General features: G+C 70.7%; 22 protein-coding genes. 12 read left to right on the top strand and 10 right to left on the bottom strand.

Going from position 1 to position 24,507, the window contains the following annotated elements; genetic code table 11:
- The first annotated feature begins 1,737 nt into the window (after positions 1–1,737).
- Positions 1,738–2,085 carry a DUF2752 domain-containing protein gene (locus tag ACH34S_RS11080; RefSeq protein WP_395952412.1) on the top strand — a complete coding sequence of 116 codons (348 nt, stop codon included), beginning with the start codon at positions 1,738–1,740 and terminating at the stop codon, positions 2,083–2,085.
- An 88-nt stretch (positions 2,086–2,173) separates the two neighbouring features.
- Entirely contained in the window at positions 2,174–2,881 is a 708-nt protein-coding gene (locus ACH34S_RS11075; protein WP_395952411.1) for an RDD family protein, read from the top strand.
- A 378-nt stretch (positions 2,882–3,259) separates the two neighbouring features.
- Here ACH34S_RS11075 and ACH34S_RS11070 read toward each other — a convergent pair whose 3' ends face one another.
- On the bottom strand, positions 3,260–4,015 hold the full coding sequence (locus tag ACH34S_RS11070; protein WP_395952410.1) for a hypothetical protein: 756 nt from the start codon (positions 4,013–4,015) through the stop codon (positions 3,260–3,262).
- Positions 4,016–4,293: 278 nt separating this feature from the next.
- Between ACH34S_RS11070 and ACH34S_RS11065 the strand changes: the two genes are divergently transcribed.
- From ACH34S_RS11065 to ACH34S_RS11050, 4 genes are all read left to right on the top strand, one after another.
- On the top strand, positions 4,294–5,082 hold the full coding sequence (locus ACH34S_RS11065) for an ABC transporter ATP-binding protein (protein WP_395952409.1): 789 nt from the start codon (positions 4,294–4,296) through the stop codon (positions 5,080–5,082).
- A gap of 192 nt (positions 5,083–5,274) precedes the next feature.
- Positions 5,275–6,045: a sulfite exporter TauE/SafE family protein gene (locus ACH34S_RS11060; protein ID WP_395952408.1), complete on the top strand. Its 771-nt coding sequence runs from the start codon at positions 5,275–5,277 to the stop codon at positions 6,043–6,045.
- A gap of 90 nt (positions 6,046–6,135) precedes the next feature.
- Positions 6,136–6,372, top strand: coding sequence for a hypothetical protein (locus ACH34S_RS11055; protein WP_328359731.1), 237 nt, complete (start codon positions 6,136–6,138; stop codon positions 6,370–6,372).
- 118 nt (positions 6,373–6,490) lie between these two features.
- Positions 6,491–6,988, top strand: a complete 498-nt coding sequence (locus ACH34S_RS11050) for a hypothetical protein (protein ID WP_395952407.1) — start codon at positions 6,491–6,493, stop codon at positions 6,986–6,988.
- 181 nt (positions 6,989–7,169) lie between these two features.
- Here ACH34S_RS11050 and ACH34S_RS11045 read toward each other — a convergent pair whose 3' ends face one another.
- Positions 7,170–8,084: a Rieske 2Fe-2S domain-containing protein gene (locus ACH34S_RS11045; protein WP_395952406.1), complete on the bottom strand. Its 915-nt coding sequence runs from the start codon at positions 8,082–8,084 to the stop codon at positions 7,170–7,172.
- 764 nt (positions 8,085–8,848) lie between these two features.
- On the bottom strand, positions 8,849–10,294 hold the full coding sequence (locus tag ACH34S_RS11040; RefSeq protein WP_395952405.1) for a catalase: 1,446 nt from the start codon (positions 10,292–10,294) through the stop codon (positions 8,849–8,851).
- Between the two features lie 171 nt (positions 10,295–10,465).
- Between ACH34S_RS11040 and ACH34S_RS11035 the strand changes: the two genes are divergently transcribed.
- The 4 genes from ACH34S_RS11035 (at position 10,466) to ACH34S_RS11020 (ending at position 14,161) form a co-directional block, all read left to right on the top strand.
- Positions 10,466–11,572, top strand: coding sequence for a CapA family protein (locus tag ACH34S_RS11035; RefSeq protein WP_395952404.1), 1,107 nt, complete (start codon positions 10,466–10,468; stop codon positions 11,570–11,572).
- 51 nt (positions 11,573–11,623) lie between these two features.
- The gene (locus ACH34S_RS11030; protein ID WP_395952403.1) at positions 11,624–12,520 is read left to right on the top strand and encodes a GyrI-like domain-containing protein; all 897 of its coding nucleotides are present in this window, start codon (positions 11,624–11,626) and stop codon (positions 12,518–12,520) included.
- The gene (locus ACH34S_RS11025; RefSeq protein ID WP_395952402.1) at positions 12,517–13,047 is read left to right on the top strand and encodes a GyrI-like domain-containing protein; all 531 of its coding nucleotides are present in this window, start codon (positions 12,517–12,519) and stop codon (positions 13,045–13,047) included. Before ACH34S_RS11030 ends, ACH34S_RS11025 begins: the two co-directional genes overlap by 4 nt.
- Before the next feature lie 133 nt (positions 13,048–13,180).
- On the top strand, positions 13,181–14,161 hold the full coding sequence (locus ACH34S_RS11020) for an alpha/beta fold hydrolase (RefSeq protein ID WP_395952401.1): 981 nt from the start codon (positions 13,181–13,183) through the stop codon (positions 14,159–14,161).
- Positions 14,162–14,334: 173 nt separating this feature from the next.
- Here the strand turns inward: ACH34S_RS11020 and ACH34S_RS11015 are convergent, their stop codons facing one another.
- On the bottom strand, positions 14,335–15,363 hold the full coding sequence (locus ACH34S_RS11015; protein WP_395952400.1) for a helix-turn-helix domain-containing protein: 1,029 nt from the start codon (positions 15,361–15,363) through the stop codon (positions 14,335–14,337).
- Positions 15,364–15,564: 201 nt separating this feature from the next.
- Positions 15,565–15,780 (bottom strand): hypothetical protein, encoded by a 216-nt coding sequence (locus ACH34S_RS11010; protein ID WP_395952399.1) that lies wholly within the window; start codon positions 15,778–15,780, stop codon positions 15,565–15,567.
- A gap of 590 nt (positions 15,781–16,370) precedes the next feature.
- Between ACH34S_RS11010 and ACH34S_RS11005 the strand changes: the two genes are divergently transcribed.
- Complete coding sequence (locus ACH34S_RS11005; protein ID WP_395952398.1) at positions 16,371–17,129, top strand: endonuclease/exonuclease/phosphatase family protein; 759 nt, start codon at positions 16,371–16,373, stop codon at positions 17,127–17,129.
- Between the two features lie 104 nt (positions 17,130–17,233).
- Here the strand turns inward: ACH34S_RS11005 and ACH34S_RS11000 are convergent, their stop codons facing one another.
- Positions 17,234–18,748: an alpha/beta fold hydrolase gene (locus ACH34S_RS11000; RefSeq protein ID WP_395952397.1), complete on the bottom strand. Its 1,515-nt coding sequence runs from the start codon at positions 18,746–18,748 to the stop codon at positions 17,234–17,236.
- A gap of 192 nt (positions 18,749–18,940) precedes the next feature.
- Here ACH34S_RS11000 and ACH34S_RS10995 point away from each other — a divergent pair, with 192 nt between their 5' ends.
- On the top strand, positions 18,941–19,588 hold the full coding sequence (locus tag ACH34S_RS10995; RefSeq protein WP_395952396.1) for a TetR/AcrR family transcriptional regulator: 648 nt from the start codon (positions 18,941–18,943) through the stop codon (positions 19,586–19,588).
- A 25-nt stretch (positions 19,589–19,613) separates the two neighbouring features.
- Here ACH34S_RS10995 and ACH34S_RS10990 read toward each other — a convergent pair whose 3' ends face one another.
- From ACH34S_RS10990 to ACH34S_RS10975, 4 genes are all read right to left on the bottom strand, one after another.
- Positions 19,614–20,372 (bottom strand): class I SAM-dependent methyltransferase, encoded by a 759-nt coding sequence (locus ACH34S_RS10990; protein ID WP_395952395.1) that lies wholly within the window; start codon positions 20,370–20,372, stop codon positions 19,614–19,616.
- 78 nt (positions 20,373–20,450) lie between these two features.
- A complete protein-coding gene (locus tag ACH34S_RS10985) occupies positions 20,451–21,176 on the bottom strand; it encodes a hypothetical protein (protein WP_395952394.1) in 726 nt (241 codons plus the stop codon).
- Positions 21,177–21,230: 54 nt separating this feature from the next.
- Positions 21,231–23,039: a peptidylprolyl isomerase gene (locus ACH34S_RS10980; protein WP_395952393.1), complete on the bottom strand. Its 1,809-nt coding sequence runs from the start codon at positions 23,037–23,039 to the stop codon at positions 21,231–21,233.
- Positions 23,040–23,175: 136 nt separating this feature from the next.
- On the bottom strand, positions 23,176–24,477 hold the full coding sequence (locus ACH34S_RS10975) for a GH1 family beta-glucosidase (protein WP_395952392.1): 1,302 nt from the start codon (positions 24,475–24,477) through the stop codon (positions 23,176–23,178).
- Positions 24,478–24,507: the final 30 nt, after the last annotated feature.

Raw genomic sequence — 24,507 nt, 5'->3', positions numbered from 1 at the left:
CCCACCCCGCACCCCTCCCTCGCGCCGACCCTTCCCCACGCCCGGGCCACACCGAGGCTCATCCATTTCTCCGCGCCCCGGTATCCCCGCGTTTTCGTTTCCACAGGCGCCCGTGTCTCCGCGCTCACGCCCGTGTCCCCGCACCAGCACCCGCGTCCCCACACCCCTCTGCCCCGTGCCCCGCGTTACCCGGGGGGTGTTCCGCGTCCCTCAGTGCTCCGCCCACCCCACTTCCCCCAATGCTCCGCGTGCCCCGCGCCCCCAATGCTCCGCGTGGTTCGCGCCCCCAAAATGCTCCGCGTGGTTCGCGCCCCGTGTCCCCGCGTCCCACCTCTCGGCGCGCCCCTGCGCCTTGCACCCTGTGTCCCGCGCGTTGCCCCGTGCCCCCGGGGCTCTGTGCCCTCGGGCTCTGTGCCCGCCCGCCGTGGCCCGCGTTGCCTCCCGCGTTCCGCGTGCCCCGTGCCTTGTGCCCCAGGCCGGCTCCCGAGTCTGGTGGCGCCCTCCGGGCCCCGCGCCTGGTGGCCCCTCTAGACCCCGCGCCTCGCGCTTCCGGGCCCATGACTCGTGCTCCACGTGTGTGCCCGCGTCCCACATGCCCTCGCGTCCACCTGTCCTGCACCCTGCGCCTCCAGCCCTGTGTCCCATGTTCCGTGTTGCCCCCGCGCTCCGCGCTCCGCGCCCCCCGCGCTCCGCGCTCCGCCCCCGCGCCGAGCGTGTCCCGTGCACCGCCCGCCGTGCCTTGCGTTGCCCGTGCCCGGTGCCGAGCGTGCCCTGTGCCTCGCGTTGCCTCCCGCGCTCCACATGCCCGCGTCTGCACGTCCCCCTCCGGGCCCGCGCCTCGTGTCCCCTTCCGGGCCCCAAGACCGCGTCCCACGTGTGTCCGCGTCCCACATGTGTCCGCATCCCACGTGTGTCCGTGTCCCGCCTGCGGTGCGTCGCGGGCTGTGTCTAGCGCGCTAGATCTCGCGCCCCGCCCCGTGTGTTTCGCGCCCCGCGTTGTCCCCGTGCTTCGTGTCCTCGTGCTTCGTGTGCCTGCGTCGCACGTGTGCCCGCGTCAAACGTGTCCGCCGCCGCGCTCGATCTCTCCCCGCGCTCCTGGGGCTCGCGGGCTGTGTCTCGTGTCCTGGGCTTCGTGTCCCGCGCGCACGGCTCCGGTGTGCGTTCATGCTTGCGGGTGCGTCCTCGGTGGGCCGCTGGTGCTTCCTTGCTTGGCGCGACGTTCGTGCTTGCTCCTGATCGCTGTTCGTAGGTGAGTCCGTGTCTCTTCCGGGATGGTGATCTGCCCTATTTCCGGCGCGCCGTGGGTCCGTTTGGGAGAGGTCGGCTGGCGCTGTTCTGATGGCTCGCGCGGCGTGTTCTTCGCCACCCTTTCGTTCGGGTTCGTCGCGGTCGTCGTGATGTTCGGGACAGCGTCACCCGGGTGCGGGACGTGTCACGTTTTCGGGCGATTCGTAGGACCCGTCGGGCGAAAGAGTGCCCATGTAGCTGGCGATTTGTCCTACTCTTGCCCCTGGGGCGATGTCACTCAGCACTCGGTAACGGTCCGATCGCAGATCGTTGCCAGGACTTGACCCGCCTCAGGGTGCACCCGGTATACGGGTCACTCATCTGTATGTCATCGAGGCGGAGGATTCGTTGGGGGGAGCGCCCGGGGCGGCGGCCACCAGTGCACCGGAAGGTGTGCTCGGGGGGATCGTCAGCCGGACCCTCACCGCAGCGCGGCACGGACCCCTGGGTGTGGTGCTGCGTGTTGCGGCGATGGCCATCGCGGCCGTCGGCGCGTCATGGATCCACCGTGTCAACGACCCCGGCGTGCTCTGTCCCCTACGGGCGCTCACCGGAATTCCGTGTCCCCTGTGCGGGGGCACCACCGTGTTCATCGAGCTCGGCGGGGGCCGTCCGGCCCAGGCCGCGCTTGCGAACCCGGTGGCGCTCACCGGCGCGATCGCGTTTGCGCTCGCACCACTGGGGCCGGGAGGACGGTGGTGGGCACTCCAGCCGAAGACCCGTGCCTGGATGCTCGGCACCGCCCTCGTGGGGTCGGAGCTGTGGCAGCTCGTCCGGTTCGGAATTCTGCGGGTTTGAGCTGTGGCCGGTCCTCGGCCAGACTTGCGGAGCCCACCGGGTCCGGCGGGCGTCACACAACCACAGGGTCAATCAATAAGGAGCAAGTGTGGGTAACCCCTACGACCCCTACGGTCAGCAGCCGGGCTACGGGCAGCAACAGCCCGGGTACGGCCAGCAGCCCCCGGCCCAGCCGGGCTACGGCCAGCCTCCGGCGCAGCCGGGCTACGGTCAACAGCCTCCCGTTCCCCAGCCCGGGTACGGCCAGCAGCCTCCGGCGCAGCCGGGCTATGGTCAGCAGCCTCCCGTCGCCCAGCCCGGGTACGGCCAGCCGCCGGCGCCCCCGGCCCAGGCCGGCTACCAGGAGGTGCACCACCACCACTACGGCTCGACGGGCCAGCTGGCCGAGTGGGGCTCGCGTGCGGGTGGCTACATCATCGACTACCTGATCTTCGGCGCCCCGCTGTTCGTCATGTACATCCTGTTCCTCATCCTCTCCGCCACCGGAAGCGGCGGCGCCGCCCTGTTCGGTGTCCTGCTGGTGTTGGTCGGCGGGATCATCTCGTTCGCGGGCGGTCTGTGGATCTGCCACCAGGAGGGGACGACCGGCCAGTCCATCGGCAAGCGGCAGATGGGCATCCGGCTCGTCAGCGCGCAGACGGGCCAGCCGATCGGCTTCGGTATGGCCTTCGTCCGCAAGATCGCGCACATGCTCGACCAGGCGCTGTGCGGTCTCGGCTTCCTCTGGCCGCTGTGGGACGAGCGCAAGCAGACGTTCGCCGACAAGGTCTGCAACACCCTCGTGGTCCGCGCCTGATTCGTCGGCCTGCTTCTCGAGCCGCCGTCCGGCGCGTGACATAGCGGGGCGTCCCTTCGCGGGACGCCCCGTTTCCTATTGGACGGTTCTACGGGCTGGCGCCCTGTGGGTCAGCGCTTGTTGGACGTGCCTGCGGCTCGGCGTCCACGGGTTCGACGTCTGCAGGGCGGTGCTTACGAAACGGCCTGCGGAACGGCGCTTGCGGACAGTGCGTGTAGTGCGGTGCTTGTGGGATGGCGCCTGCGGGGCGGTACCTGGGGGACGGCCCTAGGGGGACGGGGTCTGGGGATGGCGTCTGCGGATTGGCGCCTTCGAGTTAGCGCCTGCGGGACGGTGCCTGCGGGTCCGCGACTATGGGTCGGCGTTTGTGGATGGTGTCTATGGGACGGGGTCGAAGGCGCTGTTGCATGCTGCGACCAGGGCGCGGCGGACGGCGCCGTCCAGTAGGCGGAGGGCCTCGCCTCGGCGTCGCATTTGGTCGGCGCTGAGGCCGCCGTCGTCCAACTGGCGGGCCAGGTCGACGACGAGGGACAGCCGGCCCGCGAGTGCGGCGACGCGGTGTGCGCGGGGCGGGTAGCCGGGGGCGAGCGGGTGGTCGCCGCGGTCCGGGTCGCGCAGGTCGGTGAGCGCGTCGGCGATCTCGGGCGGGACGCCGGTGAGGTCGTCGACGGTCAGCAGTGCCTCGGTGGCGTCCCGCATGGCCAGGGTGAGCTGCCGGTCGGCGTCCGCGAGGGACGGGACGTCGGGCGCGCCGGGCGACGCGTCATGAGTCGTCCAGCGGACGCCGACGTAGGACGATCCGCGCCGGTCCTCGGACGGGACGAGCCCGATCGCCCGCGCGCCGAGCACCGCGACGACGGCCGCGCCCGCGTCGATTGCCACGCGGTTCAGCTCCGGTGGGCCGCTCAGTCCGAGGGGGTCGCCGGGCTCGGGCAGGGCGAGCCGTAGCGCCGCCATGCCGCCGACGCGCAGGTCACCGAGGCCGCGGCGGAGCGTCACCTCGGCGGGTTCGCCGCCCAGGATCTGCGGGCCCGCGCTCTTCTCGACCGCGTCGACCGCCTCGTCCAGGCCGACGTGTCCGGTCAGCCACGCATTCCCCCACGCGACCAGTGCGGTCGCTGCGTCCTTGCTCATCGCCGTTCCCAATACTCCCTGATCGGCATGCGAACCACCATAAGCGCTCGGGCCGACGGTGCCGCGGAACGTAACGAACCTCTTGCGCCGTCGCCGGATCCTCGGGGTCGCCGCGGCCGCGTTCTCGGGTCGCTGCGGCCAGATCCTCAGGGGTACCGCCTCCGTGTCCTCGGGGACACCGTCGTGGGTGGTAAACCCGGGGGCCACGCCTGCGCCTCAATCGCATAGGTTCTCTTCTGAGGATCAGCGACCACCGGGATTGGGGACGAAGGGGCGCGATGGCCGGCGAAGTACTTCAGCTCCGCGGAGTCGGGGTCAGGCGCGGCAGGGCGACCCTGCTGCGCGATGTCACGTGGACGGTGAACGAGGGCGACCGGTGGGTCATCGTCGGTCCGAACGGCGCCGGGAAGACGACGCTGCTCCAGATCGCCGCCGCGATGATGCATCCGTCCGACGGCACGGCCGAGATCCTGGAGGAGGAGCTCGGCCGCACGGACGTGTTCGAGCTGCGGCCCCGGATCGGGCTCGCGAGCTCGTCCCTCGCGGAGAAGGTCCCGGCCGGCGAGAAGGTCATCGATCTGGTGCTGACTGCGTCGTACGCGATTATCGGCCGCTGGCGCGAGGAGTACGAGTCGGCGGACGTGAGTCGCGCCGTCGCGCTGCTGGACGCGCTCGGCTGCTCCGACCTGATCCGGCGCACGTTCAGCACGCTGTCGGAGGGCGAGCGCAAGCGCGTCCAGATCGCCCGCGCGCTGATGCCCGATCCCGAGCTGCTCCTGCTGGACGAGCCCGCCGCCGGCCTCGATCTCGGCGGCCGTGAGGACCTCGTCGCCCGCCTTGCCGCCCTCGCCGACGACCCCACGGCACCCACGATGGCGATGGTCACGCACCACGTGGAGGAGGTCCCGGAGGGTTTCACGCACGCGCTGCTGCTGCGCGGCGGCGAGGTCGTCGCGCAGGGCAAGGTGGACGAGGTCTTCACCGCCGAGCACCTGTCGGGCACCTTCGGCCTCCCGCTGGCCATCGAGCGCCAGAACGGCCGCTGGTACGCCCGCTCCGCCCGCTGACCCGCTCGCTGACCCGCCTGGCCCCCGCCCGGCCCCCGCGGATCCGGTCGTCGAACCCGGGCGCTGAGGCGGTGGTCTGGCCGTTGAAACGGGGTGATTCGTCCTAGAAGCACCCCCAGACGATGGTGCTGGACGGCCGTGTCCCTACGATGTGTGCGCCGTACTGGACTCGTAGGCCGGGGTGGATCCGACGTGAACCTGCTGGACGCGGTCGCGGTGTTCGCGGCAGGGGTCGCCGCCGGTGGCATCAACACCGTCGTGGGTTCCGGCTCGCTGATCACCTTCCCGACGCTGGTGGCGCTCGGGTACCCGCCCGTGGTGGCGAACGTGTCCAACACCATCGGGCTCGTTCCGGGCAGCGCGACCGGCGCGTACGGCTATCGCGAGGAGCTGAAGGGGCAGCGCGAGCGGCTGCTGCGGCTCGGGTCCGGCTCGCTGATCGGCGCCGTGCTCGGCGGGCTTCTCCTGCTGGGCCTTCCCGCCGAGGCGTTCGACGTCATCGTCATCGCACTGATCGCGATCGCGCTGGTCCTGGTGCTGGTGCAGCCGCGGCTGCAGAAATGGGTGCTGCGCCGCCGGGAAGGCGAGCACCGTCCGCACGGCGGCGCGGTGCTGTGGATCGGGGTCCTGCTGGCCGGCGTCTACGGGGGTTACTTCGGGGCTGCGCAGGGCGTCATCCTCATCGCGCTCCTCGGCATCATGCTGGACGAGGATCTGCAGCGCGTGAACGCGGCCAAGAACGTCCTGTCGGCGATCGTGAACGGTTCCGCGGCGGTGCTGTTCACGCTGCTGTGGCTGGTCTCCGACACCGAGATCAACTGGTGGGCGGTGCTGCTGATCGCGTCCGGTGCCACCGTCGGCGGGCTGATCGGCGCCCGTGTCGGACGCCGGATCCCGCCGATGGTGCTGCGCGGCGTCATCGTGGTCGTCGGTCTCGTGGCGATCGTCAATCTCGTGGCCTGACCAGCGCATTCTCGCCGTTCCGGAGGGGTTGGCAGCCTGTTGTTCCGGGTATAAGTCGAATATACGTTCGACTACCGGAGGTTCGCACGGATGAAGGGCGACAGGGTCGAGATCGTCATCGATGCCGGTGGCGAGGGAACGCGGACGTACGAGGTCGTGGCGAGCCGGGCGGGCCGCCGCGTGGAGATCGCGACCCGCCGTGGAGTCGTGGAGGTCAGCGAGGTCACCCGCACCGGCACCGCCGTCCGCACGGCCCGCTTCATGTCCAGCCGGGTGCTGGCCCTGGTCGAGTACCCCACCTCCGACCAGGCCCACGAATCCGAATAACCGGGCGCGTGCGGGCGGTGTGATGCACTAGGATCGAACATACATTCGATAACCGGTGGATGTGCGACCGGTCCGGACGCCGGGCCGGCCGGACCTTCGACGTAAGGCGGACCTGCCGATGTCAGCATCGCCCGACGTCCTCGCGACCTCCCTCAACGCCATCAAGAGCTCCCAGGCGCGGCAGCGCCCCGTCATCATGATCACGCCTTCGGCGGACGGCCCGCCGCGGATCTGTGTTCCCGACACCGGAGAACTGCGCGTGATCGACGGCCGGCTGCTGCGCGTGGCGATCTGGCCCGACAGCCCCACCGCGGCCGATCTCGACCGCGGCGTCTCCCTCCTGCTGATCGTCCCCGCTTCCCCGGACGTCCATCTCATCCGCGCCACGGCCCGCCGCCTGTCCGGCGCCGCCATGGTGTGGGCCCACTTCGACCTCACGATCACCTCGGCACGGATCGCCGCCCGCGGCACCGCTCCCGCGCCCTTCACCCAGCCCGCACGACCCAACCCCAACCCCGATTCCAACCCCAGCCTCAGCCTCAGCGATCAGCCCGAAGCGGTCGGGGAGATCCTGACGAGCGTCCGCGAGAAACGTCTGGTCAGGCAGCTCAGCTAGGCCGGGCCAACGTCTCGTCACGGCGCTCGGCGCCGCCACCCTCCCCTACGCCCTGCACCGCGCCGTCCAGAGCCGCCGGATCGCGACCGGCGACCTGGTCCTCCTCAACGGCGCTCACGTCGCTCCTGGCCCGGCTCCGGCTCGCGTCCGAGTCGGGCCGTGAGCGACCGCTTGGGCCTGGTCAGTAAGGGCGGACCTGGACGGTGCCCTCGTCCGTCACGCGGGTCTCGAAGGCGGGCTGGCGGGCCGTGGCGGGGCCGTGCACGACCGAGCCGTCCTGGACGCGGAACGTGCTGCCGTGCCAGGGGCAGATGACGCACGTGTCGGCGTTGTCGTCGGTGACGATGCGGCCTTGGTGGAGCGGTCCCGCGAGGTGGCTGCAGCGGTCGGCGAGGACGTGGATGTCGTCGCCCGTGCGCAGGACGAACAGGCCGATATAGCCGAGGCGCCGGTGGACGGGCCAGCCGTCCGGGAGCTCCTCGACGGCGCAGAGGTCGTGCCAGCCGAGCGGGACGAGGTGGCCGACCTGGTCGGCGTGGCTGGCGCCCGCGGCCTGCCGGAACGCCAGGTGCCCGCCGAGGTAGGCGCCCGTGAAGAGTGCGGTGAGGCCGGCGAAGCCGAAGGCACGTCCGGCGGCGTCCCGTCCCTGGTAGCGGGCCACGAGGGACAGGGAGTAGAGCGTGCTCGCCGTCGCCATCCCCGCCGCGTGGACGAGCCCGACCCGCTGCTGCTCGCGATGCAGCGCGGACCAGTCGGCGATGCCGGTGAGGACGGTCGGCACGGCGCTCGCGAGCCCCGCCGCCACGAGCGTCTGCGACGCGCGGCGCCCGCCGGGCATGAGGTCGAGCACGGCCGCGGACACCCAGAACCCGATGGGCATGTCCGAGAGCGGTGGGTGGGCGGGGTGCCCGAACGGGACACCGTGCAGGGTGTCCTTGACGGGGCCGGGCGGCAGCGCGCGCCGGACGGCCATGGACAGGGTGCGGACGACGCGGTCGAGCACCCGGGCCTGCTCCAGCCCTTCGGTGGCGTCGGCGAGCCGCGCCGACCCCTCGGGCCGGGACATGCGCCGGAAGATGTTCGTCCTGCGATTCATGCCCCTCCTCCGCGGCCGTCCTGGAACCCCTGTCGCGACACTAGTCGTCCGCGTTCACCTGCGGCCAGTCATACGTACCTGCAGCCGAAGGGCCCTAAACCACGGGGTCAGCGCCCTGGAGCCCGTGCCTCTGACGAGACCCGCGCCCGCAGAGGGGCAAGGCTAGGCGCTTCCGGCGCTCACGGAGGAGTGTGCGGCAAGGCGTTGCACGAGAGGAACGAGGCGCGTGACGGTGTGCACACGGAGGAGTGGGGTGCCAGGCGCCGTGCGCGGAGGAAGTGGCGCTGGGTGACGCGTGTGGTGGGCGTGCGCATGGACGAGTGGAGCACTGGGTAGCGCGCGCAGGAGAAGTGGGACGCGGGATGGCGCGCGCAGAGGAGAGGCCCTCGGTTGCGCGCCTGGTGGCGTGCGCGTGGAGCAGCGGGCGCCTGGTGGCGTGCGTGTGCGGGGGTGGGTGCGGGGTGGCGTGTGCGGAGCAGCGGGGCGCGTGGAGGGAGAGGCGTTGGGTGACGCGTTCGGTGGCGTGCGCGTGGAGCAGTGGGGCGCTGGGTGGCGGGCGTGAGGGCAAGGTGCTTGGTGGCGTGCGCGTGGAGGAGGTGCGGGGTGGCGTGCGTGGAGGAGTAGGGCGCTGGGTGGGTGCGTGGAGGAGTGGGGGCGGCCGGGCGGTGGTTAGGCGCCCGGCCGCTGTTGGGGGCGCGGTCTGCCGGGGTGTGGCGCGCCCCCAGGAGGACGGCGGTGTGGGCAGGCCGTCCCCCGTGGGTTGGTCAGGAGCCGTTCACGCCGAGGCCCTTGGCGATGCGGTCGCCGAGGTCCTTGTGGACGTTGCGCCAGTACTCGACGACGCGCGGCTTCATCTCGCTCGTCACCTCGGGCGCGTTCGCGTGGAGCAGGATGTTGTGCACCATGTGGTCGCGGTCGACGTCCGAGAGGACCTTCTCCCAGAGGGTGCGGGCCTGGCCGTAGTCGTCGTCCTCGCGGTGCAGTGTGTAGGCGCTGCGGACGATCTCGCCCGCGACCCCGTAGGTGTCGCCAGCCCAGAGGGCCGGGTCGGCGACGGGACCGCCCACCGAGTTCGGTGCGTACACCGGGTCGCCGGAGTTGACGTAGGTCATCGCGCCGTCCTTGTTGTAGGTGTGGACGGGCGCGTGCGGGCGGTTGACCGGCAGTTGCAGGTAGTTGGCGCCGATCCGGTAGCGGTGGGCGTCCGGGTAGGAGAACAGGCGGCCCTGCAGCATCTTGTCCGGGGACGCGCCGATGCCGGGCACGAGGTTGGCGGGCTCGAACGCGGCCTGCTCGATCTCGGCGAAGTAGTTCTCCGGGTTCCGGTTCAGCGTCCAGCGGCCGATGGTGATCGGCGGGTAGTCCGCGTGCGGCCAGACCTTGGTGAGGTCGAACGGGTTGAACCGGTAGTCGGCGGCGTCCTCGAACGGCATGATCTGCACCTGCACCGTCCAGGACGGGTGGTCGCCGCGCTTGATCGCCTCGTAGAGGTCGCGGATGTGGACGTCGGGGTCCTGCGCGTCGGCCTCTTCGGCGGTGAAGTTCTTGATGCCCTGGTCGGTCTTGAAGTGGTACTTGACCCAGAACTTCTCGCCGGCGGCGTTGTACCAGAGGAACGTGTGCGAGCCGTACCCGTTCATGTGGCGCCAGGACGCGGGCGTCCCACGGTCGGTCATCAGCAGCGACACCTGGTGGGCGGACTCGGGTGACAGCGTCCAGAAGTCCCACTGCATGTTGTTGTCGCGCAGGTGGTTGTCGGCGCGGCGCTTCTGCGAGTGGATGAAGTCGGAGAACTTCTGCGGGTCGCGGATGAAGAAGACCGGCGTGTTGTTGCCGACGAGGTCGTAGTTGCCCTCGTCGGTGTAGAACTTGATCGCGAAGCCGCGCGGGTCGCGTCCGGCGTCGGCGCTGCCGAGCTCCCCGGCGACGCTGCTGAACCGCACGAGCGATTCGGTGCGGGCGCCCTTCTGGAAGAGGCTCGCGCGCGTGTACTGGCTGACGTCCTCGGTGATTTCGAGAGTGCCGTACGCTCCGCCGCCCTTGGCATGGACGACGCGTTCGGGGACGCGCTCGCGGTTGAAGTGCGCCATCTTCTGGATCAGGTAGTGGTCCTGCAGCAGCAGCGGGCCGTTTGGGCCCACGGACTGCGAGTGGGCGTCGCTCGGCGCGGGGATCCCGGCGTCGGTGGTGGTGGTCGGCCTGTCGGACATGGGCGCGGTCCCTCCTTGCTGCGTCGCCGCCCCGGTGCCGCTGCGCACGGAGCAAACTTGAATCATTCAAGATAATGAAGCTTACATCTTTGGGAGGGATGCTTGCCGCCCGTGGCATGCTGGGGCGTCCGATGACGGAGGTCCGAGGCGGGCCGGGGCGGAGGTGAGGCGATGAGCACACGTGGGAAGACGGTCGCTGCGGCGACCGTGGCGGGGATGATGGTGCTCGCCGCGGCGGCGTGCGGCGGCTCCGGCGGTTCTGGCGGGTCGGACGCGAAGGGCGCCACCACCTCGCCGCCGAACGGGCAGGGCTCGCCGGGCGGGACGAAGCCCGCACCGCCCGCCAAGGAGCCGATCATCCTGGCCTTCGGCGGCGACACGCACTTCGAGGGTCAGCTCCGCTCCCGGGCCGGCCTCCCGAAGGACGCGCTCGGGCCGGTCTCCAAGCAGCTGCGCGCCGCCGACCTCGCCATGATCAACCTGGAGACGGCGATCACCACGGGCGGCGGGACGCCCGCGCCCAAGTCGTTCACCTTCCGCGCGTCGCCGTCCGCGTTCAAGGCGCTGCAGGGCTCCGGCGTGGACGTCGTGTCCATGGCCAACAACCACGGCATGGACTACATGGAGGGCGGGCTCCGCGAGTCCCTGGCCGCCATCAAGCGCAGCGGCTTCCCTGTCGTCGGCATTGGAAAAGACGCGGACGCCGCGTTCCGTCCGTACCGCGTCACCGTGAAGGGCAACAAGCTCGCCATCGTCGGGGCGACCCAGGTACTGGACGACAACCTGATCCAGCAGTGGACGGCCACCGACACCCAGGGCGGGCTCGCATCGGCCAAGAACGTCCCCCGGATGGTGCAGGCGGTTAAGGAAGCGCGCAAGGGCTCGGACGTCGTCATCGTCCACCTGCACTGGGGCGCGGAACTGCAGCCCTGCCCGCTGCCTCGCCAGCAGGAACTCGCCAAGCAGTTGGTCGCGGCAGGAGCCGACATCATCGTCGGCGGGCACGCGCACATTCCCCTGGGCGGCGGCTACATGGACGGCTCATACGTCCACTACGGCATGGGCAACTTCGTGTTCTACTCCGCGAACGGCAAGACCGCCGAGTCCGGGGTGCTGCTGCTGAGGGTGGAGAACGGCAAGGTCACCAAGGACAAGTGGGCGCCCGCCCGGATCTCGGGTGGCATCCCGATCCCGCTGAAGGGCGCCGCGGCGGCGTCCGCCCTCAAGCGGTGGAACGGGCTGCGCGAGTGCACCGGTCTGCAGGCGCGCCCGTCCTGATTCGTCGCCGGGCTGGACTCTCCCCTTGTGGGAGGGATGAGGGTGGTGCCCGTGAGCGATGATCTCCTGCCGATCGGGCGGTTCGCGCGGCTGTGCCGGCTGAGCGTCAAGCAACTCCGGCACTACGACGATCTCGGGCTGCTCGCCCCGGCCTGGACGGACCCGTCGTCCGGCTACCGGTACTACCGGCCTGGCCAGGCGCGGGACGCGCTGCTGATCGGCCTGCTGCGGGCGATGGACGTGCCGCTGCCGGACGTGGCCCGCGTCCTGTCCGGGGGCGGGGGCGACGCCTTCAAGGCCCCGGGCAGCCCGTCCGGGGGCGAGCGCGATGTCCTCAAGGGCCCGTCCCGGGGCGAGCGTGATGGCCTCAAGGGCCCGTCCGGGGGCGAGCGTGATGCCCCGGCACGCGTTCTCAAGGAGGCGCGTGCTCTCAAGGAGGTGCGCGATCGGATCGAGGCGGACGTCGCCCGGCGGCAGCGCGGCTTGCGGCTCCTCGACCGCGTGGTCGCGGACGGGTTGCCGCAGGCCGAGGTGTCGATCGTCCGGGAGCCGGCGCGCCGCGTGTTCACGGCGCGGGAGCCCGCGACCCCGCTGACGATCCCGGACGCGACCGCCGCGTGCGTGCGGCGCCTGCTGCCCCGGATGACACCGGACGGCCTGCTCATCGGGCTGTTCCCGCTGGACATGGACGAGGAGTTCGACGTCCGCGTCGTCGTCCAGGCGGCGGACGGTGACGACGTCCTGCCCGGTGGTTCGTTCGCGTCGGCCGTCCATGTCGGCCCGTACGAGGAGATTCCGCTCACGGTCCATGGCGTGCTCGCGTGGTTCGGCGATCACGGGCACACGCCCGCCGGACCCGTCCGCGAGGTGTACCTCAACGACCCCGCGACCACGCCGCCCGAGCACCTGGAGACCAAGGTGCAGATCAGAGTGGAGGATGCCCAGTGAGCTGGTACGAGGCGGCGGAGGAACCGGAACTGGTGGAGCACGGGCGGGTGTCGGGGCTGGCCGTGACGGGTCGCGGTGAGCCCGGCGGCGTCGCCTATGGCGAGAGCGTCGGCGCGCTGTACGCGGTCATGGGCGCGCTCGGTGCCCCCATGGCGCCGCTGGAGGGATTCTGGTGGGTCGAGGACGAACGTTCGCCGTTCGACGTGCCGCGCGACCAATGGTGGTGGCATCTGTTCCTCCGCCTCCCGGACGCGACCGAATCGGTGGACCAGGCCCGTGAGGACGTGCGCTCGAAAGTGCCTGCGGCTGCGCGCGTCCAGCACGTGACGTTCACGGAGGGACGATGCGTGCAGATGCTCCATCGCGGGGCGTACGCGGATGAGCCCGCGTCCCTCGCCCGCATGTACGCGCTGATGAAGGACGAGGGCGTCGTGCCGAACGGCCTGCATCATGAGATCTACCTGTCCGATCCCAGCGAGCCCGACCCGGAGAAGATGCGCACGATCCTGCGCCAGCCCGTCCGGTAGCCGGGTCGCCGGCACCCGTATTGGACGGCCCGTCTCAGTGGCGTAGTTTCACGAGAAACGATGCATGCGAGGCGCGCGACGCGACGCGACGCGACGCGAGGCGAACGCGACGGATGGACGGGCAGGCGGGTTGATGCGAGACCAGCGGGTGAGGTCGGGCGAGATCCGGCTGGCGGTGCGGGTGCGTGGCGAGGGGCAGGGGGATCGGCCGACGGTCGTCCTCGTGCACGGCTACCCGGACACCAGCGCGATGTGGGACGAGGTGGCCGAACGCCTCGCCGGACGGTTCCGCGTCGTCGTCTACGACGTGCGGGGTGCCGGGGCGTCCAGCAGCCCGTCCGATCCGCTCGACTACCGGCTGGACGCGCTCATGGGCGACCTCGAAGCCGTCCTGGACGGCGTCGGCGCGGACGAGCCCGTCCACCTGGTCGGGCACGACTGGGGTTCGGTGCAGGGCTGGGAGGCCGTCATCGGCGACCGGCTGCGGGGCCGCATCGCCTCGTTCACGTCGATCTCCGGGCCGGACCGGCGGCACATGGCGCGCTGGGCCAGGCGGGCCGTCCGGTCCGGGCCGCGCGGCGTCGTCGAGGTTCTCGACCAGGCGCGGCGCAGCGTCTACATGCCGGTCCTGATGGCGCCCAAGGTCGGCGAGCTCGCGGCCCGCGTGCTCGCCGCCGGATTCCCGCGGCTGATGGCGCGCCGGGAGGGCGCCGACCCGCGCTCGGGCCACCCGGCCACCACCCTGCCGGCCGACGCCCGCAACGGCCTCGGCCTGTACCGCGCGAACATGTCCCGCCGTCGCCGTCCCACCCGTCCTGGCGGCGCCCGGTCAGACGATGCCAGGCGGACGGACGGCGATGGGCGGACGGACGTACCCGTCCAGCTCATCGTCCCGATCAAGGACCGGTACGGCTCCCAGTCCCTGCTGCTGTCCGCGCGCGGTCCGGTGACCCGCCTGTACGTGCGGCGCGCACCGGCCGGGCACTGGGTGGCGCGCAGCCATCCCGACCTCCTCGCTCGCTGGATCACCGAGTTCGCCGAGCACATCGACGGCGGCCCAGAGACCCCCGACCTGGCCCGCGCCCGCACGGCAGGCACACACGGCAAGCAATAGGGCCAGCTTGAAGTGGGTCTCGGTTAGGTGCGGACCCTCCGGTTCGCCCAGTCTGGCGTCCGTCGTGGGGACGGGCCAAGGGGGCTGGGCGGGCGTTCTTTGAAGGGACGCCGCGCGCTCGCTCACAGCTCGGGCCGGGTGTGAGTCGTCAGGCGAACGGTTTAGAGACTGCCCTAACCGGTGGTCGTGGCGGGCGTCGTCGTCCGGTTGAGGGTCTGGGTGGGGGTTTCTCCGAAGCGCTGCCGGTAGTGGGCGGCGAAGCGGCTCATGTGGACGTATCCGGCGGCTTGGGCGGCGGCCGTGACCGCGCGCGGGCCGGGCGGTGCCGCGAGGAGGGCGGCGCGGGCGTGGTCGAGCCGTATCCCGCGCAGGAACCGGGTGGGTGTCAGGCCCCATTCGTCCTGGCAGATCGCTTGAAGCTGGCGGACGCCGACGCCCGCCGCCGCGGCGATGTCGGTGACGCCGATCGGCCGGTGGTGGTGGGCCTCGACCCATTCGCGGATGACACCGGCGAGATGGTGCGAGGGCCGTTCCTCGGGCTCGGCGAGGGTCGCGGTCGCCGTGTGCGGCAGGCCGAGCAGGAGGGCGGTGAGCAGCGACTCCTCCAGGCTGCGCTCCGCGAGGGGATGCAGGCCGCCGGCCGCCGTCGCGTGGTCGAGGACGTCGCACACGTGCCGCCATGTCCGCTCGACGATCGAGGACGGGATGAGCCCCGGCTCGTCGGAGCCGTGGAAGCGCAGCGGGGCGGTGTGCTCGCGGCCGAGATGGCCTGCGAGGTGGTCGGCGAGCCGTCCGGTGCTGGTCGCGATGATGAGGCAGCCCATCATCGGCGGCGGCGTCATCCGCATCGGCTCGTCATGGGACAGGATGTGGCCGCCGCCCGTCGTGTCCCGACTTTTCGTGACCCGGTACTCGATGTCCATGGGCGCCATCGGCGCGCACATCGCGAAGTGCCCCTCGGTGGGCGGGGTGTCCACGATGACGCCATCGCCGCCGTACCGCACCCAGACCAGGTTGATCGCGCCGATGCTGAGGGCGTTGACCTGGCCGTCCAGCGGTGCACCGGGCCGGATCGCCTGGAGGTCGTGGCCGACCGCGTACGGCTCGACCGTGTCGTGCAGGACGTCGATGTCCGTGCTGACGACCCGCTGGTAGGCGGACAGGGGTGGCGGTATCTCGCGCATTGTCTCGGGTGAAGTCATGGTCATATCGATGGTGCCGTTGTGTGACGGTCGATGCGGATGTGTTCAGCGATGTCACACCATTCTGCGCGAGGACGCGGCGGACGCAGACCGATGTCCAGATGCAGCCATGACCGAACGCGGCGCCCCGGGCGCGCGGCTTCGACGCGGCTTCGACGCGTGTTCGGCGCGTGTACGGCGCGCGACTGGGGCGGGGCGCGGTCAGATCGGGATGGCGCCGAGGACGAGCCGGTCGAAGGGGCCCGTGTCGGCCGGGCGCGGACCGTTCGTCATCGCGTAGACGACGACCCGAGCGGGGTGTCGCTGCTGTTCGCGCGCCCGCAGCGCCAATTCATGGACGACTTCGGCGAGATGGGCGCCGCAGGAAACACGTCCGCCCGCCCGGTCTCCGGGGACGGCCGTCGCCTCCAGGCGCACGTGAAAGCAGGAGGACCGTCCGCAACAAGCCATCGAGCACGGCTGCCTGCCGATGAGGGGAAGATGAGCGGGGTCGCTGTGCATCGGTGCCACTTTCGGCGTCACGAAGTCGGCGATGATCAGGTGATCAGGGGATTACCAGGAGCGCGTGAATCGTCACGGGGTGAATCGCCGGAGCGCGAATTCAGTGACCCCTCGGGCAGCGGGACATGCACATACGAGCCTCCATGACAACGGCCGGGGCTGAGTCTCCAATCATGCACCAGCCTCTCCTGCATTTCAACGCATGCCGGATAGCCCGCTGCGCTCTCCGGTTAGTCATCCTCACTCCCGCCTTCTCGGGATTTAGCCGAAATACCTCAATGGGGCCGGGTGTGGCCCGTCCGAAATAGGGGATGCCGTAGCTGCTGGTCCGGAACCAGGCGGAAAGCCGGGCATCGGGTGGCATGGCGGCGTCTGGAGGGCTTGGGGCGCTGGAGGGCGCGGGGGCGGCAGGTGGCGGAGTTCTGCGCGGTGCGGCTTCCACGTAGAGTGACGGACATGGCCATGTGGGACGACGAGCGGCGCCTCGCCGCCGGGCACGGCACCTCATGAACGTCCGCATTCTCACCTTCAACACGCTGTTCCGCGGCGATTCGCGGGCCCGCCTGGGCGTGCTGGCCCGGCTCATCGAGGAATCGGACTACGACGTCGTCTGCCTACAGGAGGTCATCTCGCCGCGAAACCTGGCCCACCTGCGCCGGGCGGCGAAGTCGTACGCGCACATCGCGCACGCGGCGACCTTTCCGGTGGTGCGCGGCGGCCTGGTCACTCTTTCGCGCCGGCCGATCACGCGCCGCCATTTCCAGTCGTTCACGCCTGTCCGTCCGGCCCGTCCGGAATGGCTGCTGCGCAAAGGCGCCCTGTTCACCCGCATCAGGCTCCCGGACGGATTCCTGACGATCGTGAACACACACCTTTCCGCGAACATGGACATGGACTGGTCCCTGTCCAACGCCTACACCAGGGTCGAGGAATCCGAACTCGGCGAACTGGCCGCGCTCATCGGGCGAATCGACGCGGCGGAACCCAAGGTCGTGATGGGCGACTTCAACGTCCCCCGGTCTCACGAACTGTTCCGGGAGTTCGCGTCCGCCACCGGTTTGCGCGACGCCCTCGACGGCGACACCGCGCCCACCTTCCGTCCCGAGCTCGCCGTCCTTGAGCCCATAGACCAGCTCCTCGTCACGCCGGGAATCGACGCCACGACCCGCCTGCTCTTCAAGGACCACGTCCGCCTCGCCGACGGCCGGCACGTCCCACTGTCCGACCATTACGCCATAGAGGCGTCCCTCACCTTGCCCACGTAGCAGGGAAGTGGCCTGGAGGGCGCGGGCCGCGTGCCGAGAGCCCCGGCCAAGGCGGCCAGGGCTCTCGGCCCGGGGCTCGGCCAGGGCTCTCGGGTTGGACGGGGTCAGTCTGTGCAGACGGTGCCCGGCTTGGGAAGGATGCGGTCGGCCAGGTAGCGGTTGGCGGCGTCCCGGACGCACTGGGACACCAGGAACATGCTGTAGTCGTCACCGTCCCTGCTGAGGACGACGCTGCCGGGCAACTGGGAGGCGAGGGCCTGGCCCTCGGAGTGCAGGGCGAGCGCCTGATGCGTGGACTGGGCGACCAGCGCGGGCGGCGCGCCCCACACCTTTCCGCCGGACCGCACCGGCGTGGCGTCGATCGGCCAGCCGATGCAGCCCGCGTACCTGTTCCAGGAACTCACCGCGCCGCCGAGATGCGGCGAGATCTTCGCGAGCCGCTGCCACACCGCCGCGACCTGGTCGAACGTCCGAACAGGGCGGGCCGTGTCGAGGCAGGTCGGCACCTGCGCCTGGACGAGATCGAGCGTCCGGTCGGGGTTGCGTGTGAAGCCGGAGGCGTCGCCCGCCTGGGCCGCCGCAATGGCCTTCGCCAGCCCAGGCCACTGAATGAAGGACACATTCATGAACTCCTGGGTCGCGACGCGGATGTCCTCGCCGGTCAGCGGACGATGCGCGCCACCCGCCACGGGGATGGGGCTCCGGTCCGCGCGGGCGACGAGGGCGTCGTATTCGGCGGCGACGTCGCGTCCCTTGAGCACGCAGTCAGGGGAGCCGGTGCACCAGGCGGCGAACCGGTTGAACGACTGCTCCGCCGCCGTGGCCTCGTTGAAGATCCGGCGGAGGGGCGAGCCGGTGTCGTCCAGCGCGGTGTCCAGGAACATGGTGCGGAGCCGTCCTGGGAACAGGTCGGCGTAGGTGCGTCCGAGAAGGTTGCTGTAGAGGATTCCGTACCAGTTGAGCTGCCGCTCCCCGAGGCCCACGCGCACCGCCTCGAAGTCGCGGGCGACGCTGGTGACGTCGACGTTGGCCATCAGCGCGCCGTTCCGGCGGATGCAGTCCCGCGCGAGGGCGCGGTTGTGGGTGACGAGCTTCTGGAACGCCCGCCGGTCCTTCGGGAAATAGCTGACACCCGCCGGCCTGAGCGGCTCGGCGCAGCGGATGGGCGTGCTGCGCCCGACGCCGCGCGGATCGAGGGCGACGATGTCGAAGCGCTTCGTCATGTCCCCCGCGAGGTGCGGGAGGCCGGCCCGAATCGCCAGCTTGAGCTGCTCGATCGCGGACCGTCCGATGCCGTTGTTGAGCATCAGGGTGCCGGCGCGGCGCGCCTGATCATCGGCCGGACGGCGGACGAGCGCCAGTTCGAGCTGCTTCCCGCCGGCCCTGGACCAGTCGACGGGCACCCGCATCGTCCCGCACCGCATCCCCTCGAACTCGATCTCGGCGCACGCCCGCCACTCGATCCGTCCGGACGGCTGCTCCGGCGCCTGCCCATGGCCCTGCCGCTGGGCGTTCCCGCCGCTGGCGGCGGGCGCGGCGAGCGCCGGAGTGATCATCATCGCTCCGGCGGCCACGGCGGCGGTGAGCGTCCACGCTGCTCGTCGTGCTGCTCTGCTCATGCTCCTGCACTCCCTAGCGGATAAGCCCGAACTAGCGCGATAGACCGTCGCTAGTGTTATAGCTTCTAACTAGAGTGAGGGAGCTACACTGTTCCCGTCAAGGGGGCGGCCCGGAGGGAGTGTCCAGAACTCGGATCGTCGCTGGTGGTCGAGCTGCGCTGAGTTGACGGAGTTGACGGAGGAGGCGGTGGCATGGCGGAGACCGTGGTGTCTCCCCGCGAGCGGTACCGGGCGCAGGTGCGCACGGAGATCAAGGATCGGGCGTGGGAGCAGATCGCCACGGCGGGCGCGTCCGCGCTGTCCCTCAACGCGATCGCCAAGCAGATGGGGATGAGCGGCCCGGCGCTCTACCGCTACTTCGCCAACCGCGATGAGCTGATCACCGAGCTGATCCGGGACGCCTACCGCAGCCTGGCCGACGCCTTCCACGCCACCGCCGAAGGCGGCACCGACCTCGCGGGGCTCGCCGAGACCGTCCGGCGGTGGGCGTTCGAGGTCCCCCACCGCTACTTCCTGATCTACGGGACGCCCATCCCCGGCTACCAGGCCCCGCCCGACACCGCCGAGATCGCCGGGGAGCTGATGGCGATCATGCTCGACGTCTGCGCGGCCGCGCCGGGGGACGCGGCCGGGGAGGACGGTGGCGCCGCCCTCGACGCGAACCTGGACCAGGTCGCGCATTGGGGGCGTTCCCACCCCGCGCGGGTGCAGCGCCGCGCCCTGACCTTCTGGACGCGCCTGCACGGCGTGCTCTCCCTGGAACTCGCCGGCCATTTCGGCGGGATGGCATTCGACCCCGCCCTCCTGTACGAGGCCGAAGTGGACGCCCTGCGTCGCTGACCCGGCGGCGGCGCCGGGGGGGGTGTCAGCCGGGTTTGCGGGCTTCGATGAGGAACCGGGACGAATGCGCGACGAACACGCCGTCCTTGCGAATCTGCTCGTGCAGGCGCCGCAGGCGGTCGTGGTACGCGTCGACGGAGAAGCCCGGGACGATCCAGATCACCTTGCGCAGGAAGTAGACGACCGCGCCGATGTCGAAGAACTCCATGCGGAGCCGTTCGAGGCGCAGGTCCTTGATTTCGAGGCCGGCGGCCACGGCGTCGGCGCTTTCGAGGTCCGGGTGCCGTTTCTCCCGTGCTTCGGGCTGCGGTCCGAGAAAGTACTCGGTCAGCTCGAAAACGCTGGCGGGGCCGACGTGCTGGGCGAAGTACGTGCCGCCGGGGGTGAGGACGCGGGCGATTTCCGTCCACCAGACCGTGGCGGGGTGGCGGCTGACGACCAGATCGAACGCGCCGTCGGCGAATGGCAGCGGCGGCTCGCCGGAATCGGCGACCACCACGACGCCTCGCGGATGCAGCAGCCGCGTGGCCTTGTCGACATTCGGCGGCCAGGATTCCGTGGCCACCATGATGGGCGGGAACCGGGCGGCGCCGGCGAGCACTTCACCGCCACCGGTCTGGACGTCCAGCGCCGCGCTCGCCTTGGCCAGCCGTTCGCTCATCAGCCGCTGATATCCCCAGGACGGCCGCTGCTCCGTCGCCCGGCCGTCCAGCCAGGAGAAATCCCAGCCCGCCACGGAGACCGATCCGGCCTCTGCGATCAGGTCCTCGAACGTGCGGTCCATGTCCCCATTGTCGCGGCAGGCGCCCCGGCCAGGACCGGGGGCCCATCTCAGCTCGCCCTCAGCACGATCTGGCCCGGCCTAGCCCGGTGGCCTCAGCCCGGAGTCGATTTCCATCAGGAGTTCCAGCGCCGCCTCGTCCTCGGTGCGGGCGAAGGCGGCGCTGACGGCTGTGGCGGCTTCGCCGCCGGTCAGCCAGTCGATGACCTGCTGGTACGGGCTGGACGAGGGGTCCCAGTACCCGGGAAGAAGGCTTGGTCGCCCGCGCTGCCAGATCAGCGTTCCCGTGACGAACTCGTGTAGCTGGCGGATGGTGGGTTCGGACGTCAATGCGTCGCCCCATTCGTCCAGCCAAGGGGTCATGTCGGTATTCATGCTGGCGAGTGCGCAGATGGCGGAGCTCGCGGAGGGGAAGGTGGGGAACTCGGTGAGAGTTCGAGTCCAGAAGGCGTTCAGGAAGGCGGTGATGGCGTCACGCTGCGGCCAGTCCAGCCACCCGACCCGGCTGAATTTGCTGAAGACGATTTCGACGTCCGGCCAGCTGAATGCGTCGTCGGCCGCCAGTTCCAGCAGGCGCGGTGCGAAATAGTAGAAATCTTCCGGGCCGCCCCAGGTGTTCAACACCTTGGCGGCGTACCGGCGCAGGTCCGCGCCGGTCAGGTCGCGGAGGGGGCGCTCGAGCAGTGGCCGTCCTTCATCGGGGTCGACGCAGCAGGGGCACCCTTCCAGATCCACCGGACGCGGGATGCGCTCGAATGCGGCATAGAGGTCCTCGACCTCCGGCACGCGGGCTGCCTTCTCAGCCATTGCGGAATCGTCCCATCCGGACCGGCTTGGACACTAACGGTTACCCGCTGACCGCTAACTGCCGAGTGTCCGGAACTCGGTGATGGTGATCTCCTGCTTCGGCGGGCCGTCACCCGCTCCCGTGACGGCGCCGTCCTCGACTCCCGCCTTCGCCACCTTGTCGACGACCTCCAGCCCGGACGTGACCCGTCCGAAAACGGTGTAGTCCGGCAGCAGGGTCGCGTCCCCATAGACGATGAAGAACTGGCTGCCGTTCGTGTTCGGCCCGGCATTGGCCATGGCCACGGTGCCGCGGGTGTAGCGGGTCCCGGGCGCGATCTCGTTCCCGAATTGGTAGGAGGGCCCGCCGGTCCCGAGTCCGGACGGGTCACCGCATTGCAGAACCTTGAGCGGCCCCGTCGTGAGGCGATGGCACTTGGTGTTGTCGTAGTACTTCTTGCTCGCGAGATGGGCGATCGAGTTCACGGTGCAGGGCGCCTTGGCGGGGTCCAGTTGCACTTCCAGCGTGCCGAGAGTGGTCTTGATGGTCGCCCGTTGCGGTTGCGTGGCGGGCACCTGGGACGGCGGCTTGCCCACATCTTTGGCGGCTGTGCCGCTTGTCGGCGAGTAGACGCAATTCCGCGTGGACGAGCCTGGTTGCGTCCCCGTCCCGCCCCTATTCGTCCCGCTGCTGTTCATCTTGGCGCCGGGTCCCGTTCCGGTCCCCGTCCCGTCGCCCCTGAGCAGGACCGCGGCGAAGACCGCCCCGGTGACCAGGAGGACCGCGGCGGCGGCCCCGGCGATGACCAGTAGCGGACGTCCTTTCCGTCCAGGCGCCGCCGGATTCGTCGGCTGCGGGAACCCTGCGGGAGGCGGAGGTGGCCTGCTGCCCGGCGGCGTGCCTCGCTGATGAACACCGAACGGAGGCGAACTGGGCGGCGGGGCGCCGGGCCAAGGCTGTCCAAGCGCGTGCGCCACCGGAGCATCGGCCGCCATCGGGGACGGTGCAAGCGGCGGCGGCGACGAAGATGCGGCGGCCGACGTGCCTTCCGCAAGCAGGCTCGCACGCGCATCCGGCCGGTTGCCGAGGAGGTGCTGCAGGACCTGGAGCGCGGTCGGGCGGGCCGCCGGGTCCTTGGCCAGGCAGGACGTGACGAGTGCGCGCAGTTCCCCTGTCAGCGCGCCCAGCTGCGGTTCCCCGTGCAGGACGCGCTGCATGATGGCCGCCACGTTGTCGCTGCCGAACGGCGGGACGCCGTTGGCGGCGAACGCGATCGTGCACGCCCACGCGAACATGTCCAGGGGAGCGCCGCCCGCCGAGCCCGCCACCTGCTCCGGCGCCATGAAGGCCGGGGTGCCGACCGCGCCGGTCATGGTGGCCGAGGTGGCGTCGAGCGGGCGGGCGATGCCGAAGTCGATGACCCGCGGGCCGTCCTCGCCGAGCAGCACGTTGGCCGGTTTGAAATCGCGGTGGACGACGCCCGCCTCGTGGATCGCGGCGAGCGCGGTGGCGGTGCCGATGGCCAGCCTGACCAGCGCACCGTCGGCCGCCACACCCTGCTCGGTGATGTGCTCCCGCAGCGACGGCCCGTCGATGTACTCGCTGACGATGTACGCGACGTCCTCGTCCGTCCCGGAGGCGAGGATGCGGGCGGTGCAGAACGGCGCGACCCGGCGGGCCGCGGACAGCTCACGCTCGAAGAGCGTCCGGGCCCGGTCGTCGTGGCCGATTCCGGCGTGCAGGAGCTTCACCGCGACGCGCTGACCGGTGTCCGATTCGCCGAGGAAGACACTGCCCTGGGCGCCCTCGCCGATCCGGGCCGTCAGCCGGAACCCGGCGACCTCGCGGGGATCGTTCGAGCGCAGCGGACGAGGGTCGGGCATTCAGGACCTCCACGGCGGAACCGGCGAAAGCAGATTATCCACAAGCCGCCGATCACCGAGACCGGTCGCCACCGGACCGCCCACTCGGCCCGCGCCGCCGCATCAGCCCGCCGGGGCGTCACCGCGTTGCGCGCGTTCAGGACGACGACGCGGCGATGAGATCGCGATACCAGCCGTAGGACTTCTTCGGCGTGCGTTTCTGCGTCTCGTAGTCGACATGGACGAGGCCGAAACGCGGATCGTACCCCTCCGACCATTCGAAATTGTCGAGAAGTGACCACGCGTAGTAGCCGCGGATGTCGATGCCCTCGTCGATGGCGGCCCGCATCGCCTTGATGTGGGCGTCCAGGAATTCGATGCGGGACGAGTCGTCCACGGTGCCGTCGGGGCCGATCTCGTCCGGGAACGAGCAACCGTTCTCGGTGATGTAGAGCGGCGGCAGCGAGTACCGCGCGTGGAGGCTGCGCAGCAGGGACAGGAAGGCGTCGGGGACGATCGGCCAGCCCATCCCGGTCACCGGGTATTCAGTGATGTCGGTGATATCGAACGGCAACGGGCCTTCGTCCGGCATTTTGAGGCGCGTCGGCTGGTAGTAGTTGACGCCCAGGAAATCGATGGGCGACGCGATGACGGCGAGGTCCTCCGAACGCACGAACGAAGCGTCCGCCATGACATCGGGATAGCGGCCGAGAAGGACGGGATCGGTGAACAGCCGGTTCATGAAGGCGTCGAAAGCGTCCGCGGCCGGCTGGTCGGTGGGAGTTGCGGCCCAGGCCGGCGAGTAATGGTTCGTCAGGCCGATCTCGCGGGCGCCGCGTCCGCGCAGGGCGTTGACGGCGAGGCCGTGGCCGAGGAGCTGGTGGTGCGCGGTCGGGAGCGCGTCGAGCAGGAGCGTCCGGCCGGGCGCGTAGACGCCGAACGCGTAGCCGTAGGCCATGACGACCACGGGCTCGTTCAGAGTTATCCACATTTCCACGCGGTCCGCGAGCCGCTCGGCGGCCAGGTAGGAGAATTCAGCGAACCGGTAGGCGGTGTCACGGTTCATCCAGCCGCCTGCGTCCTCGAGCGGCTGCGGGAGGTCCCAGTGGTAGAGGGTGGCGGCAGGGGAGATACCGGCGGCGAGCAGGCCGTCCACCAGGCGGTCGTAGAAGTCGAGGCCCTTCGGGTTGACGGGCCCGCTCCCGGCCGGCTGGACGCGCGGCCACGCGATCGAGAACCGGTACGAGCCGACGCCGAGCCCCGCCATGAGCGCGACATCGTCCGGCCAGCGGTGGTAGTGGTCGCAGGCGACGTCACCCGTGTCCCCATGGCGGACGCGTCCCGGAGTGTGGGCGAACGTATCCCAGATGGACGGGCCCCGCCCGTCCTCGGCGACCGCGCCCTCGACCTGGTACGCGGCCGTTGCGACGCCCCAGCGAAAGCCGTCCGGAAACCCCAATGCGTTCCCTCCCCGAACCACCCGAAATGC

Origin of the sequence: Actinomadura sp. 3N508 (genome assembly GCF_044326375.1) — a bacterium.
Taxonomy (GTDB): Bacteria; Actinomycetota; Actinomycetes; order Streptosporangiales; family Streptosporangiaceae; genus Spirillospora.
Note: the sequence above shows the minus strand (reverse complement) of the source record. Positions and strands in the feature narration are given on the sequence as shown.